This window comes from Staphylococcus sp. GW823-FHT05F06 (assembly GCF_058795495.1).
The window spans coordinates 38,865-54,438 of record NZ_JBXAHW010000006.1; the positions used below are offsets into that span (position 1 = coordinate 38,865).

General features: G+C 31.7%; 13 protein-coding genes and 2 pseudogenes. 11 read left to right on the plus strand and 4 right to left on the minus strand.

Going from position 1 to position 15,574, the window contains the following annotated elements:
- The first annotated feature begins 51 nt into the window (after positions 1 to 51).
- The 6 genes from arcA to AC1Q7N_RS05480 all read left to right on the plus strand — a co-directional run bounded on the left by arcA (position 52) and on the right by AC1Q7N_RS05480 (position 7,442).
- The gene (gene arcA, locus AC1Q7N_RS05455; protein ID WP_002495557.1) at positions 52 to 1,287 is read left to right on the plus strand and encodes an arginine deiminase; all 1,236 of its coding nucleotides are present in this window, start codon (positions 52 to 54) and stop codon (positions 1,285 to 1,287) included.
- Between the two features lie 104 nt (positions 1,288 to 1,391).
- Positions 1,392 to 2,399: an ornithine carbamoyltransferase gene (gene argF, locus AC1Q7N_RS05460; RefSeq protein ID WP_002467833.1), complete on the plus strand. Its 1,008-nt coding sequence runs from the start codon at positions 1,392 to 1,394 to the stop codon at positions 2,397 to 2,399.
- A 264-nt stretch (positions 2,400 to 2,663) separates the two neighbouring features.
- On the plus strand, positions 2,664 to 4,067 hold the full coding sequence (arcD, locus tag AC1Q7N_RS05465; protein WP_002437941.1) for an arginine-ornithine antiporter: 1,404 nt from the start codon (positions 2,664 to 2,666) through the stop codon (positions 4,065 to 4,067).
- Positions 4,068 to 4,285: 218 nt separating this feature from the next.
- Entirely contained in the window at positions 4,286 to 4,972 is a 687-nt protein-coding gene (locus tag AC1Q7N_RS05470) for a Crp/Fnr family transcriptional regulator (protein ID WP_002486086.1), read from the plus strand.
- Positions 4,973 to 5,263: 291 nt separating this feature from the next.
- Complete coding sequence (locus AC1Q7N_RS05475; protein WP_002437945.1) at positions 5,264 to 6,022, plus strand: alpha/beta hydrolase; 759 nt, start codon at positions 5,264 to 5,266, stop codon at positions 6,020 to 6,022.
- 253 nt (positions 6,023 to 6,275) lie between these two features.
- The gene (locus AC1Q7N_RS05480; protein ID WP_001831857.1) at positions 6,276 to 7,442 is read left to right on the plus strand and encodes a CapA family protein; all 1,167 of its coding nucleotides are present in this window, start codon (positions 6,276 to 6,278) and stop codon (positions 7,440 to 7,442) included.
- Between the two features lie 346 nt (positions 7,443 to 7,788).
- Here the strand turns inward: AC1Q7N_RS05480 and AC1Q7N_RS05485 are convergent, their stop codons facing one another.
- Positions 7,789 to 9,438, minus strand: coding sequence for an alpha-keto acid decarboxylase family protein (locus AC1Q7N_RS05485; RefSeq protein WP_002495556.1), 1,650 nt, complete (start codon positions 9,436 to 9,438; stop codon positions 7,789 to 7,791).
- A gap of 171 nt (positions 9,439 to 9,609) precedes the next feature.
- On the opposite strand from AC1Q7N_RS05485, the gene AC1Q7N_RS05490 reads away from it, so the two are divergent.
- The 3 genes and pseudogenes from AC1Q7N_RS05490 to AC1Q7N_RS05500 all read left to right on the plus strand — a co-directional run.
- On the plus strand, positions 9,610 to 10,056 hold the full coding sequence (locus AC1Q7N_RS05490; protein ID WP_001831825.1) for a MarR family winged helix-turn-helix transcriptional regulator: 447 nt from the start codon (positions 9,610 to 9,612) through the stop codon (positions 10,054 to 10,056).
- 215 nt (positions 10,057 to 10,271) lie between these two features.
- Entirely contained in the window at positions 10,272 to 10,754 is a 483-nt protein-coding gene (gene tnpA / locus AC1Q7N_RS05495) for an IS200/IS605 family transposase (RefSeq protein ID WP_002469023.1), read from the plus strand.
- A gap of 137 nt (positions 10,755 to 10,891) precedes the next feature.
- Positions 10,892 to 11,415, plus strand: a pseudogene (locus tag AC1Q7N_RS05500) (DNA/RNA non-specific endonuclease); the annotation flags it as partial.
- A gap of 28 nt (positions 11,416 to 11,443) precedes the next feature.
- Here the strand turns inward: AC1Q7N_RS05500 and AC1Q7N_RS05505 are convergent.
- The 3 genes and pseudogenes from AC1Q7N_RS05505 to AC1Q7N_RS05515 all read right to left on the minus strand — a co-directional run.
- Positions 11,444 to 11,789, minus strand: a pseudogene (locus AC1Q7N_RS05505) (recombinase family protein); the annotation flags it as partial.
- A gap of 511 nt (positions 11,790 to 12,300) precedes the next feature.
- Positions 12,301 to 12,432, minus strand: a complete 132-nt coding sequence (locus AC1Q7N_RS05510; protein ID WP_001832932.1) for a hypothetical protein — start codon at positions 12,430 to 12,432, stop codon at positions 12,301 to 12,303.
- A gap of 233 nt (positions 12,433 to 12,665) precedes the next feature.
- Positions 12,666 to 12,761, minus strand: a complete 96-nt coding sequence (locus tag AC1Q7N_RS05515) for a type I toxin-antitoxin system Fst family toxin (RefSeq protein WP_002494655.1) — start codon at positions 12,759 to 12,761, stop codon at positions 12,666 to 12,668.
- Positions 12,762 to 13,710: 949 nt separating this feature from the next.
- Here AC1Q7N_RS05515 and AC1Q7N_RS05520 point away from each other — a divergent pair.
- Together AC1Q7N_RS05520 and AC1Q7N_RS05525 are read left to right on the plus strand one after the other, a co-directional pair.
- Positions 13,711 to 15,048: a poly-gamma-glutamate hydrolase family protein gene (locus AC1Q7N_RS05520; protein ID WP_049387481.1), complete on the plus strand. Its 1,338-nt coding sequence runs from the start codon at positions 13,711 to 13,713 to the stop codon at positions 15,046 to 15,048.
- Positions 15,049 to 15,453: 405 nt separating this feature from the next.
- Positions 15,454 to 15,555 carry an SE2200 family small protein gene (locus AC1Q7N_RS05525; protein ID WP_002437978.1) on the plus strand — a complete coding sequence of 34 codons (102 nt, stop codon included), beginning with the start codon at positions 15,454 to 15,456 and terminating at the stop codon, positions 15,553 to 15,555.
- The last annotated feature ends 19 nt before the right edge of the window (positions 15,556 to 15,574 follow it).

Consider the following 15,574-nt stretch of genomic DNA (forward strand, 5'->3'; position numbering starts at 1 on the left):
TATTGATCAGTTTTATACTGATAATGTAGCGAAGAAAAGGAGGAAATGAGTATGACAAATGGACCTATTCAAGTTAACAGTGAAATCGGCAAATTAAAGACGGTATTACTTAAAAGACCAGGGAAGGAATTAGAAAACTTAGTGCCTGATTACTTAGATGGATTATTGTTTGATGATATTCCATTTTTAAAGGTAGCTCAACAAGAGCATGATCATTTTGCTCAAGTTCTTCAAGATGAAGGAATAGAAGTGCTTTATTTAGAAAAATTAGCAGCACAAAGTATAGAAGATTCAAATGTCAGAGAGCAATTTATAGATGACGTTTTAGCAGAATCTAGAAAAACTATCCTAGGTCATGAAAAAGAAATAAAAAAACTCTTTTCAACTTTGTCAAATCAAGCATTAATTAATAAGATTATGGCTGGCGTACGCAAAGAAGAAATACAACTTGAATCGACACATCTTGTAGAGTACATGGATGATAAATATCCGTTTTATCTTGACCCAATGCCTAATCTATATTTCACACGTGATCCTCAAGCTTCAATTGGTAGAGGTATGACAGTAAATCGTATGTTTTGGAGAGCGAGACGCAGAGAATCGATTTTCATTTCATATATTTTAAAACATCATCCTAGATTTAAAGATGAGAATATTCCTTTATGGGTGGATCGTGACTGTCCGTTCAACATCGAAGGTGGAGACGAACTGGTGTTATCTAAAGATGTACTTGCAATAGGGATATCTGAACGTACTTCTGCACAAGCAATTGAACGTTTAGCACGACGTATTTTTAAAGATCCGTTATCTACTTTTAAAAAGGTGGTGGCGATTGAGATTCCAACTAGTCGAACATTTATGCACTTAGATACTGTTTGTACAATGATTGATTACGACAAATTCACTACACATTCAGCAATTCTTAAATCAGAAGGAAACATGAATATCTTTATTATCGAATATGATGATAAAGCTGAAGATATCAAAATCCAACATTCTAGTCATCTTAAACAAACATTAGAAGAAGTGCTCGATGTTGATGAAATTACATTAATACCAACTGGAAATGGTGATATCATCGACGGTGCTCGTGAACAATGGAATGATGGTTCGAATACTTTATGCATACGTCCCGGTGTGGTTGTAACTTATGATCGTAATTATGTTTCTAATCAATTGTTACGTGAGCATGGTATCAAAGTTATTGAAATAACTGGAAGTGAACTTGTACGTGGTCGAGGAGGCCCTCGATGTATGAGTCAACCTTTAATAAGAGAAGATCTATAGATATAAGATAGGGTGTTGAATAGATATAGCTTGAACATCACGAAATACATTCACTTATGCTATTAAATTTGATAGCGACTTATAAAATGAAAGGGGCGCATCCCATGAAAAACATCAAGAAACCCTTTGATTTAAAAGGTAAGTCATTGCTAAAAGAGTATGATCTTACAGGTGAAGAATTTGAAGGTCTAATCGATTTTGCTATGACATTAAAAAAATATAAACAACAAGGCACACCACATCGATATTTAGAGGGTAAGAATATTGCTTTACTCTTCGAAAAGACATCTACTCGGACGCGTGCCGCATTTACAGTTGCATCTATTGATCTAGGTGCACACCCTGAATTTTTAGGGAAAAATGATATTCAATTAGGAAAAAAAGAATCTGTTGAGGATACTGCTAAAGTTTTAGGCAGAATGTTTGATGGAATTGAATTTAGAGGTTTTTCCCAAAAAACTGTTGAACAATTGGCCGAATTCTCTGGAGTACCAGTATGGAATGGGTTAACTGATGATTGGCATCCTACACAAATGTTAGCTGATTATATGACAATTAAAGAAAATTTTGGATATTTAAAAGGCATCAACCTAACTTATGTAGGAAACGGACGTAATAATGTTGCACATTCGCTTATGGTGGCGGGTGCGATGCTTGGTGTAAATGTACGTATTTGTACACCCTCATCATTAACACCGAGAGATGTATATTTTAATATTGCTAAAGATCAAGCGTCTAATTATGGAGGTTCAGTTAAGATAACTGATAACATTCATACTGCCGTCAAAGATGCAGATGTTATTTATACTGATGTTTGGGTATCAATGGGTGAAGAAAGTGAATTCGAAACACGTATTCATTTATTGAAAGACTATCAAGTTAATAGAAAAATGCTTAATTTAACCGGTAAAGTAGATACGATATTTTTACATTGTTTACCAGCTTTTCATGATACACAAACAGAATATGGACAGGATATTTTTAAAAAATATGGCTTAACTGAAATGGAAGTGACAGACGAAATCTTTAGAAGTGAGCATTCTAGAGTTTTTGATCAAGCTGAAAATCGAATGCATACGATTAAAGCCGTGATGGCAGCAACTTTAGGCTAGATTTACTACAAGAAAAATAAATAGGGATAAGATCACGTGTATGCTTCATTAAATAAACGAATATTTAATTTTGCAAATTGTGTCACATAATAAAAATAATTTTTTTCAAAATCATGTTGAGAGGATGATATAGAACTTTTGACAATGACTATCAAAGATGTGTCGTTACTCATCTATATCTTTCCGCTATACATCTATATATATGCATATGTATTTTAAAAGGCATATACGTTTTCAATCCCTCCTTCTAAAGGAGAAATGAATATGAATGACACAGGAGATAAAAAATTAAGTCGAACATCATTAATCGGTCTTGTTATAGGTTCGATGATTGGTGGCGGTGCTTTCAATATTCAATCTGATATGGGAGGCCACGCTGGAGGATTAGCAATTATAATTGGATGGTTGATTACTGCTATAGGAATGATTTCATTAGCACTTGTCTTTCAAAACCTAACTAATGAACGATCTGATTTAGATGGTGGTATTTATAGTTATGCTCAAGCAGGTTTTGGTGATTTTATAGGGTTTGCAAGTGCTTGGGGATATTGGTTCTCAGCTTTTTTAGGTAATGTCGCATATGCAACGTTATTAATGTCTTCTATAGGGAACTTCTTTCCAATATTTAAAGGGGGCAACACATTTCCTAGTATCATAGTGGCATCAATATTATTGTGGAGTGTGCACTTTTTAATATTAAAAGGAGTTGAGACGGCTGCTTTAATCAATAGTATTGTCACTATTACAAAATTAATTCCTATCTTATTAGTGATTATATGTATGATTGTAGCCTTTAATTTTAATACATTCAAGATAGGTTTCTTTGGAATGGATGGATATGGATCATTATCATTTCATTTCGCTAATACGATGTCACAAGTTAAAAGTACGATGTTAGTGACAGTTTGGGTATTTATTGGTATTGAAGGTGCTGTTGTATTCTCCGGAAGAGCTAAAAATAAAAAAGATGTTGGAACTGCCACTGTTATCGGACTTATTTCAGTATTGCTCATTTACTTCTTGCTGACTGTATTAGCACAAGGTATTGTAATTCAAAATCATATTTCTAAACTTGAGGCACCATCAATGGCACAAATTTTAGCTTATATTGTTGGTGATTGGGGAGCAACATTTGTCAATATTGGTCTTATTATTTCAGTATTAGGTGCATGGCTAGGTTGGACATTACTTGCCGGAGAGTTGCCTTTTATTGTAGCTAAAGATGGTTTGTTTCCTAAGTGGTTTGCAAAAGAAAATAAAAATGGGGCACCTATGAACGCCTTATTCATTACTAATGTGTTAGTTCAAATATTCCTTATTAGTATGCTGTTTACCAAAAGTGCTTATCATTTTGCATTTTCTCTCGCGGCAAGTGCTATACTTTATCCATACATGTTCAGTGCGTTTTATCAGGTGAAATATACAATAGAACACAAGTTAACTGCAACGCCTAAACAATGGATTATAGGAATTCTAGCATCTATTTATGCAATTTGGCTGGTATACGCGTCAGGTATAGATTACTTGTTACTTACCATGTTGCTCTATATTCCGGGGATTATCGTCTATATTGTTGTTCAGAAAAATAATCAAAAGCGACTTACACAATTTGACTATATTTTCTTCAGTCTTATCGTTATTTTAGCATTGATAGGGTTATTACGATGATGTAATTCATATTTCTAAATGTTATAGATATTGATTAATCATGAGTTAAAAGGGAGTTTAATCGATAAAAATCAAACAAAGAAAATATTTGATATTTAAACTATTGGTATAATAAGAACAGTGGTCCATGGGTATATACAGAATTGTAATAAATTTTAAATCGGAGATATTTTAGCATCCTCTTTGACCATAGTCTAAGGCAGTAAGGAGTTATTTTTATGACTGGAAATCAAATGTTTTGTAGAGAAAATGAACTTGATGAAAGTTTTAAACAATTAGCATCTTATATCAATATTCCTGTAGGCGTATTACTGCCATTTAAAAGTCAATGTTTTGTGAGACATTACAACAAAGGACAAATTGTCTACTATTCGTCTGATGAAACCACGCATATTTATCTACTCTTAAAAGGTAATATTATGAGAGAAAATTTTAATTTGAATGGTGATGTATATCGATATCTGAATAGAGAAAAAGTGCTCTTTCCTTTAAATAACTTATTTCAAGATAAAGTTCCTAATGAAATGTGTACAGCCCTAACAGATTGCGAAATGATTGGAATACCAAGAGATTTAATAGAATATTTATGCAAAAATCACGAAGAGATTTTTGTGAAATTATTCTCCTTATTAAGCGAAACACAGTGTCAACATATTGAATACAATATGGCTTTAACGAGTAAATTAGCTAAAGAACGCGTGACTAAGATTTTACGTTACCTATGTCAAACAGTAGGTTATGATCATGACGAGTTTTATGAAATTAAGCATTTTATGACAATACAGTTATTGAGTGATATGGCAGGAATATCTAGAGAAACGACGAGTCATATCATAAATGAACTTAAAGAAGAGAAAATACTCTTTAAAAACAGTAAAAATTGGTTGGTTAGTAAAGACTTATAATGAGTGCGTATCACTCATACATAATTGAAAATCAGCGATGGTCGGATAGATTTTTATGAAATCATTCACTATCGTTTTTTTATTTCATGATTTATTGTTTTAGAAATACATCATATTTAAAGGTTAGACAATCGATACTGAATCAACTTGTTTAATATAGAGAATAAAATTTTAGTTCCGCATTGGAAAGTATAGAAATTTATATAATCTATAGTCAAAGTTGCGTTTTTTCTATAAATTAATGAAAAGAATAAGTAAAATAATAGATAATACAGTAGAGGAGTGACATATATGGCTTTAATAACAATGAATTACAATTCACCAACGATAGGAATGCATCAAAATTTAACGATTATTTTACCGGAGGATGTAACATTCTTTGATAGTTCAACAACAGCGAAACAATTGCAATCAATGTTGTTATTGCATGGATTGTCTAGCGATGAAACAACTTACATAAGATATACAAGTATCGAGCGTTATGCAAATGAACATCAACTTGCGATTATAATGCCTAACGTCGATCATAGTGGCTATGCAAATATGGTATATGGACATAGTTACTATGATTACATATTAGAAATTTACGAATATGTACATCAAATTTTACCACTATCTAGAAACAGAGAAGATAATTTTATTGCAGGACATTCAATGGGCGGTTATGGAACGATTAAATTTGCGCTAACTCAAAGTGATAAATTTGCTAAAGCTGCACCACTTTCAGCAGTTTTCGAAGCACAACGTTTCATTGACTTGGATTGGACTGATTTTTCCCCTCAATCTATCACAGGCAACAATACTCAAATTAAAGGTACAGAACTCGATACGTACTACTTACTTGATCAAGCCATCGATGCTAATGTAGATATTCCTGAATTGTTTATCATGTGTGGTAAAGAAGACTTTTTATATCATGATAACCTTCAATTTATTGAGACATTAAATAAAAAAGGGGTTTCTTATAAGTTTGAAGATGGTCCAGGAGATCATGATTATGCTTATTGGGATAGAGCTATTAAACGTGCGATTGAGTGGTTTGTCCAGTAATGATACAAAGGGTTGAATTTGGATATTTAGGCGGACATCTTATTAAACGAATATGAAAATGATTGTTACTCGTCTTAGTATTTTCACTTATTGATTTTGTGCGGTGTTACTGTTAATCCAGATGAAAGGTAAGTCAACTATAGTTATTTATTAAAATCGACATGTTCACATATCGTATATTGTTTATTAAAGTGTATAGCGATATGATGAAAATAAATACAAAGGTTTATAGAAGGAGAGAAAGTATTAGAAAATGAAAACAGTATCTAAATATTTTGTATATATGATGATATTAGTTACGTTTTTCATAGTTGTTAGTGGGTGTTCGATTAATCAATCTTTTAGCGATAAACAAAATACAAATAAAACAATACGTGTGGTTGCTGTAGGTGATAATTTAATTCACCCAGTTGTATATAAAGATGCACAAATTACGGGGAATAGTTTTGATTTTAAACCTATGTATCAACCAGTAAAAAAAGACATTCAAAACGCAGATATTTCTTTTGTTAATCAAGAATCACCATTAGGTGGGGATGATAGGCCTTATTCAGGATTTAAAAACTTTAATACACCGAGTAGTATTGCTCAGGATTTAGTAGATACTGGCTTTAATTTTGTAAACGGTGCAAACAATCATGCCTTAGATCAAGGAGAGCAAGGTGTAAGAAATCATATTCATACTTGGAACAAATTTAAAGATCAAGTTTTGTTCACGGGTGTATATGAATCAGAACAAGCACACCGTCAAATTCCTATTAAAACAATTAAAGGTGTGAAAGTTGCTTTATTAAGTTACACATTTGGTACAAACGATCATCAACCAACTCATGATTATACGGTAGATACGTTTGATGAAAATAAAATTAAGCAAGATGTTAAGAAAGCCAAACAACAAAGTGATGTAGTACTTGTTTCAGCACATTGGGGTAATGAAGGTAAGCATCAGCCTAACGCCACTCAAAAAAAATATGCACAAATTTTCGCTGATGCAGGTGTTGATGTAGTTTTAGGTACACATCCTCATGTGATTCAACCAGTAAAATGGGTTGACGGTAGAGAAGGGAATCGTACACTCGTAGCATATTCATTAGGGAATTTCTTGAACGGTCAGTCAACAGGGAATGAAAGTAATGATTTATTAGGACGGATAGATTTTAAAATTAGTAAGAAAGATAAACAGTTTCAAGTTCAAGATGTGAAGTGGAGAAGTATGGTGAATTATTACGAATTAACTCAACACCAAAACCAGTTCCTTAAGTCGAACTTTAAAGTGATGATGCTAGATGACTATAATGACAAAGATGCCACTCATCATGGTCGCAATCAAATGGATAGTTCTTCGATGAGCCCTGCACACTTACGAGATATCACACGTTCAGTTATTGATAAACAATATTTAGACAATCGGAGTTTATAGAGAATTCAAGTAAGCCTCACATTAAAGAATGTGCAGGCTTATTTGTATATTTGGAATTTTTAACTTGGAAGTTAAAACAAATTCTAAAACTATAGCAATGGCTAAAGATATGATTAAGTTCATTAAAAAAGGTGTCTTAAGAATGATTTATTAGAATCATAAATGTTTGTGATTATTCATACATGTTACTTTTAATCGATATAAAATATAACGTTAAATGAATGTTGTTTCACGGGAAACGTCATTTTTTAAGTTTCAACTTCTATAAAGATATATTTAACACCCGTATAACTAGAGAATTATACGGGTGTTTGAATTGCTTATATTATAGAATTTTAAAAAGATATTAAGATGATTTGTTTTGTGATGCGAATGCTTTAGCTATATTACTTAATTTAACTGGTGCATCTTCAACAGCCATTTTCACTTCTACAAAGTGCATGCGATCACTATTAGATTTAATATTTTCGAAGGTGAGCATGAGTTCTTCTGAAGTGTTTACATCATGAACTAAAACATTGTCACCACCAAATACAGAAGGTAATGATTTGTAATCCCACATGCGAATGTCATTGTAAGGTTCTTTCATACCATGAATCATTCTCTCAACTGTATAACCATCGTTATTAATTACAAATATCACAGGGTTTAAATTTTGACGAATCATTGTAGATAATGATTGAACAGTTAATTGTAGTGATCCATCACCAATTAATAGAATGTTTCGACGATATGGATTTGCAATTTGTGTTCCTAGCGTTGCTGGTAGTGTATAGCCGATAGATCCCCATAATGGTTGCCCGATAAAAGTATTATCTTTGTACAAGGCTAAGTCATAAGCACCAAAGAATGATGTACCTTGTTCAGCGATTAAAATATCATCTTGTTGTAAAAAATCTTGCATCATATTGAAATAAGTCTCTTGAGTTAATGACTGATCACTAAGTTCGTAATTGTGTGATTGTGGTCTCTCATATTGTGGGAAATCATTAGTGTTTTTGTAGTGAATATACTTATTTAAACCATTTAATATATTTGGTAATGAAAATGCTTCGATGCATGTATCATTAATTTTAAATTCATTATGATTTAGCATAATCACTTCATTAATATCAAATTGATATGAGAACCCAGCTGTTGCAGAATCTGTTAATTTAGCACCAATATTCAAAATAGCATCACTTTGATTAACATAATCTTGAATATCTTGTTCTGCTATTGAACCATCAAAGATACCCATATAATAAGGATTTTCTTCATTAAATGCACCTTTACCTAAAGATAACTGAACAACTGGAATTTGAGTTTGATTAACGAATTGTTCGAGTTCTTTATGCAGATGGAAACTATTTATTTCATGTCCTGTAATAATGACAGGTTGTGATGCCAATTCAAGTTTGTCTTGAACCATATTGATATAACTTTGAACGTTTTTTTGTGGTTCGACTTCTGGTTTGAATGGGTTTGAAATTTCAATCTCTGTTAGTGCGACATCAATAGGTAAATGAATGTGAACTGGACGACGTTGTTGAAGCGCCGTATTGATTACTCTTGGAATTTCTGTGGTAGCATTATCAGGTGTAATATAAGCTTGCGCTGTTGTAATAGGCTCAAACATTTTTCTATAATCATCAAAAGTTCCTTCGCCAAGGGAATGGTGAACGTATTTGCCTTCTTGTTCTACAGCTCGAGTAGGTGCCCCAGTGATGGCAATAACTGGCACACGCTCAGCATAAGATCCAGCGATTCCGTTGACAGCACTTAATTCACCCACTCCAAATGTTGTTACCATTGCACCGATGCCATTAATACGTGCATATCCGTCGGCAGCATAACTTGCATTAAGCTCATTTGTATTACCAATCCATTTAATATCATTATGTGCAATAATATCGTCTAAAAAGGCTAGATTAAAATCTCCTGGGACACCAAAAACTTTGTCAGCACCTGCTGAATAAACCGCGTCCATTAAATATTGTCCTACGCGTTGTTTCATATATAATTCCACCTTTGATTTCTTTTATCTTACAAGTATCATATTAACGTCAATTTGAAATAAAGTCAACTAAGTTGACCTATTAAAAGTTTGAACAGTTTCTGAAATATATGACTATCAGTCAAAAGTTTATTATAATAACGATATTGAATAAAAAAAGGATAGTGTTAAATGTCTAAAAATAAAAATGATTACGAACATATGCTGTTTTACTTCGCGTATAAGACTTTTATTACTACAGCGGATGAAATTATTGAGCAATATGGCATGAGTCGCCAACATCATCGATTCTTATTTTTCATTAATAAATTACCGGGTATAACAATTAAAGAACTTTTGATTACGCTTGAAATATCTAAACAAGGATCGCATGCAACGTTACGTAAATTAAAAGAAGAAGGTTTAATCGTCGAACAAACATCTAAGCAGGATAGACGAGTAAAAAAACTTTTTACCACTGAAGCGGGTGATGATTTAATAGGTAAGTTAAACCAAGCACAAGATGAATTAATTCAACAGACACTACAAAAAGTAGGCCATGATTGGTACGCGATGATGGAAGAACTAGCTAATTATCGTGAAGGATTCAAAACAATTGAACATTTGAAAGAAGATTAACAAAGATTTTGTAACATAAAGGTCTTAGAAGAAGAAAAAGACAATTTCTATATTTATTCAATAGAAATTGTCTTTTTTATAATTGTATAAAGAAAACCATGCGCTATGCGTATGGTTCAGAAAAGGTTTTACCGTTATCTAAAAAAACATCTCATCATGCTAGAATATATATTGGTCAGCCAACCAAAATATTCAACACGAGGAGATGCTTTTTTATGTCATCTGACACAAACAGTTTAGCACATACAAAATGGAATTGTAAGTATCACATAGTCTTTGCACCAAAATATAGAAGACAAGTGTTATACGGAAAAATCAAAAGAGATATTGGAGTTATTTTACGTCAACTATGTGAAAGAAAAGGCGTAGAAATAATAGAAGCAGAAGCATCTAAAAATCATATTCATATGTTAGTTAGTATTCCACCTAAATTAGGAGTATCCTCATTTGTTGGATATTTAAAAGGTAAAAGCAGTTTAATGATTTTTGATAGACATGCTAATTTAAAATATAGATATGGAAATAGAAAGTTTTGGTGTAAAGGATTTTATGTAGATACAGTAGGTAGAAATAAAAAGGTAATTGAAAATTACATTCGTAATCAATTACAAGAAGAGATCGTTGCAGATCAAATTTCAATGGAAGAATACCTAGATCCCTTTACAGGAGAAGAAATTAAAAAAAGACGAAAAAAATAGTACCCCTTTAGGGGTGCTGGGAAAGTAGTGCAGTTGGCTGACCTATCAGTGCCCTTTTAGGGCTGGCCAGTAAGAAAGGCTTATAGCCGTAGAACAAACCACCCGTTCATACGGGTGGTTTTGATTGAAAACTATAAAATCATATTCATTATCAAGAAGCCCCAAATCTTACAAAGGTTGAATATGGTGACCATTATGAACGCAGATTTATGAAGCCTAAGAAATTGAAGGCCAACATCGAATATACAACACCGCATGGACACGTGTATCGAACGGATCACAAAGGCCGTATTAAAGAAGTATATGCGGATGACCTATCACTTCTAGATGGCGGACGTAATTCATATGCGCAACGAACAGTAGGAAGAGAAGACCGATTACCAGATGATGACGGCGGTCATTTAATTGCGCGCGGATTCGGAGGTTCTAAAGATATAGATAATCTCGTCCCCCAAAGTAAATACATCAACCGCTCATTTAAAGAGAACGGAGAATGGTATAACATGAAGAAAGAATGGCAAAAAGCAATTAAAAAGGGAGAGAAGTAAAAAATATTAAAATTGAAGTGAAATATAGCGAGAATAGTCAAAGGCCTAATAAATTTGACGTTAGTTGTGAAATTAATGGAGAAGAGCGTTTGTATTCAATAGAAAATATTTAGGAGTGAGAAAATCTGAAACCATTGCTCATATATGAATGAATAGATTTTTCATAAATTTATCTAATAATGAATTGCCAATCTCATCATTCATCATAGGTATGCTAGTAATCATTAATTAAACTTATTTGTCTTTTAAATAATTAACTGTCTTGATCACTTCATCGTAATTAAGGCCTAAACGATCAAATGACTACACTACAACCTCATCTTCCACCCTCACAAAACTAAGAAATTATTGAAATAACAATCTATTTTTAATAGATTCCCCAGACTGTTTTTCTGTAAATGTTTTTCACACCAAACGTTTTCAAATTATCCAGTTGTCTTTTTAAATTTTGATCCATGGATAATACCCTCGCATAGCCGACATTTATTTTCACTCCATAATTAATATACACCCAAATCATACGTTTGAGTCATTATAAATTCAACTACTATATCAGTATGATTAGGGTGTACTCTAATCATTTATTTTGTAAACCTTCCATATATAAAAAACCAAATGGTATAAATAAATATTATTAAAAACATAGCCGTGAACATAAACTGAATAAAACAAATAATAATTTGATATATAACAGTAGGAATGGACCCTAATATTTCTACAGACGTATTATTCAGTTTAAATATTAAATAATCGAAGAGAAATGAACTTCCTATTATAGTTATGAGTCCAATAATAGGTAAAGTAAGAAATAATAGTTTTTCCTTTTCGTAGTTTCTATGTAATGCTAGAAATCTATCCTCATTTTTGTACATGTGATCCAATAGATTTTTAGCAATTTTATAAGAAACTGACACAGCTGTAATTATTAATATAAAAATTGCAAATGGATTGGAAAAACTTAAAAAATATGTAATATAAATTGAAATCAAGGGAATTATCTATAAAAAGAATATATCTAATATAAATTTTCTGTCTTCCCTTCCATTACTTTTCTTTTCAAGAAATTCTATATCTTTTTGATACTTTTCGTTGTTTTGAATGTCTTTTAAATATGATTTAACCTTTTCCATTTAATACTCCCACCTTGATTTTGTATTCAACTAATTAGCCTTAATATTAGCAATTTTATAGTATCAAAGAAAATCAATAATTCTAATTATAGAATTGCACTTACTTTTCTTATGTTTTTGCATTCCTCTATTAATCAGTGTTATAATATGGTTAACAAGAATTCTAGTGTGAATACACCAATCCCCTCACTATTGCAGTAGTGAGGGGATTTTTTAGGTGTGGCTATAGTCGCCTATTTATTGTTGCGATTACGTAGCCAATGCGTAAATAACGCAACAATACAACCATTGATGACTGTGGTCGTGATGTGAACAAGAATTTCTAGCATGAATAACACCTCCTCTCTGCGTCGAAATTGACGCCTGAGAGATAGGCGACCTGTATATTATATCATCTCAGAATATTCGATAATAGGTAACTTCCGATAAGTTATTTTATGTAATGATAGTGAGGTTTATTTCTTTGATATTCAGAGACAAAAGAGATACTTTATAAGTATTCAAATCTCTGAGTCGCTATTTTTCTTAATATTAAGCACCATTAATAAAAATTTTTTCCCTTTGACTTTATTTATAGATCGAGCTGACACTTGAGTGAAACCCAAAATAACCTTCATAAATCCCCAAATAGGTTCTACAGCCAATTTTCTATGACTATAGTTTTTCATTTCTAGTTAAGAAAGGTTTTAATTAGTTTGAATTTTAAAGTATTTCTAATTATCATTTTTCATGATTTTCTTATTTATTATGAACACGGTTTTATGTATAGCCGTTTCAAAGAACATGCTGAACAATCATCACATTTATTTATATTAAAATCACATTTAAAGCCATTTCCACCATTTCGATATACATATGATTAAAATCTATTCTTTTACTATTAAGACATAGAGATTAGTTAAAATCACCATTGGGTTTCGTTCCAAAAATTTTATTAACATATCGCGATATATTTTTGAGCAGTTCTAACATAACTTCCCATTGATAGCATAAGCTTTTAAGTTGAGGCTTGTTATAATTTTTATATGTAAGCCCTCTGTTAATTTAATTTGGTGGTGTTTATTAAAATATATGAAGGTGTCTTATTTTTTAAGGATTTATATCTTAAACTCTTTGTTATTGTTTAAAAAATTTTTTTAGTGAAAATATTTAGTAATATCAATGTTTTAAAAATATTGATATAATATAAAAAACATTCCGCGACTTAATAAAAATATTGTTTTTTGCAAAAATAAGTTAGTATAATTTTTATATTAATAATTCATAAGGAGAATTGATATGAAAGTCAAAAGTATTTCACGGTTCTTTTCAATGAAGAAAGTGACGCTAAGTTTCGTTACTTTATTTATTGGAGTAGGGACAATAGGTTCATACAATCAGTATGCTGATGCAAGTATGAAAACGCAACAAACACATGTAACTAAGTCATCTCCAACTCAAAAGACGACGTCCAATTTTAAACGTTCAGTTAAAGATACGTCTGTTAAATCTAGAGCTACATCAATAAAAAGAGCTACATCAACCAAACAAGCTATATCACCCAAAACGTCATCAACTAAAAAAACTACAATAGCAAAAAAATCTACCACAGTAAATAAAACGCGCACAACAACCAAGACTCAGCCTACCATTCGTAAGAGTTCAACAACTTCAACACGTTCAAAAACAATGCCTACTTCTGTGAAACGCACAACTTCTCATAAAGCAACTACTGTGTCGCCAACTTCTAAAGCTAAAATATCAACAAAGACACAACAATCAACTAAAAGTCATACAACTTCAGTTAAGAAAAACACTACACAACTAAGTAAAACAAAATCTCCGTCAACGTCAACAAAATCTAAAACAGTTCAATCCTCTACGACAAAGGCACAACCTACTTTATCGACTCAAGTTAGTACAACTACTAAAGCAAAGCAATTTTCAACGCCAACTACTTCTAAAACTGATAGCAGTAAATCTTTAGTAAGTTTAGCATCTACAGAACGTAAAATAGATAAATACCAATCGATGACTCAGTTAGAAAAAGAAACAACTGAAGGTGTAGATTGGAGAAAAGACACAAAAAATACAGGGAATCAAGTACTCATTGTGGCTCCACATGGTGGAAGTATTGAACAAGGTACAAGAGAATTAACTAAAGCATTAGCGGATAAAGGTAATTATGATTATTATTCATTTGAAGGCATTCGACCTAAAAATAACTCTGAATTACATGTGACGTCTACACATTATGATGATCCGACATTAAATCAAATGATTAAAAACCGTACTGCAACTATTTCGATTCATGGCGCATCAGGTAGTGAGGAGATTATCTATCTTGGTGGGCCCCGTTCAGATTTAAGAAATGCTATAGAGAAGCAACTTGTTGCACGTGGATTTACAGTTAAAGTTCCACCAGAGTATCTTGGTGGTCAAAATAATAAAAACTTCATTAATAGAGAAGACAATAACACTGGCGTTCAGTTAGAATTAACGACTGCTTTAAGAAAAGCATTCTTTAAAAATGGAGATACTAGTACAAAAAATCGTACCAATAAAGAAAATTGGACACCAACAATGGAAGAATTTATTAATGCATTATATGAAGGTATCAATCAAACGTATTCATAAAACATTTTTAATAAATGATAAACAACAATATCTTACTTAAAAAATCTTGATAAGGACGAGATGTTTTAAGATTATGTTATATTTTATAGTTCTTAATTTATGGTGAAAGTAACAATTTGACTTAAAATAGTGTTTCTATGTTGACTACATTTAAATGAATATGCGGTATGAATTTACGATATATATATTTTGTGGTGAAATAGTATAAGAATAAATCGTAATTTAAGTTGTAAAATAAATCTATGTAGTTTCAAAATTAATAATGAATTTTAGAAAATAAGGAAAAAATTACGATAATTTGAAATTCAAGTTTTTAAAAACAACTATAAAACGTGTATAATAGTAACTAACTATTGAACATTTTGTTTGTTCAAGAACCGCATCTTTGAAAGGAGTGTTATTAAGATGAAAAAATTAGCAGTTATTTTAGCATTAGCTGGTGCAGCGTTCTATGGTTTCAAAAAATACCAAAATCATGTAAACCAAGCTCCAAACATTGAATATTAAGATTCACTAATGATAATTA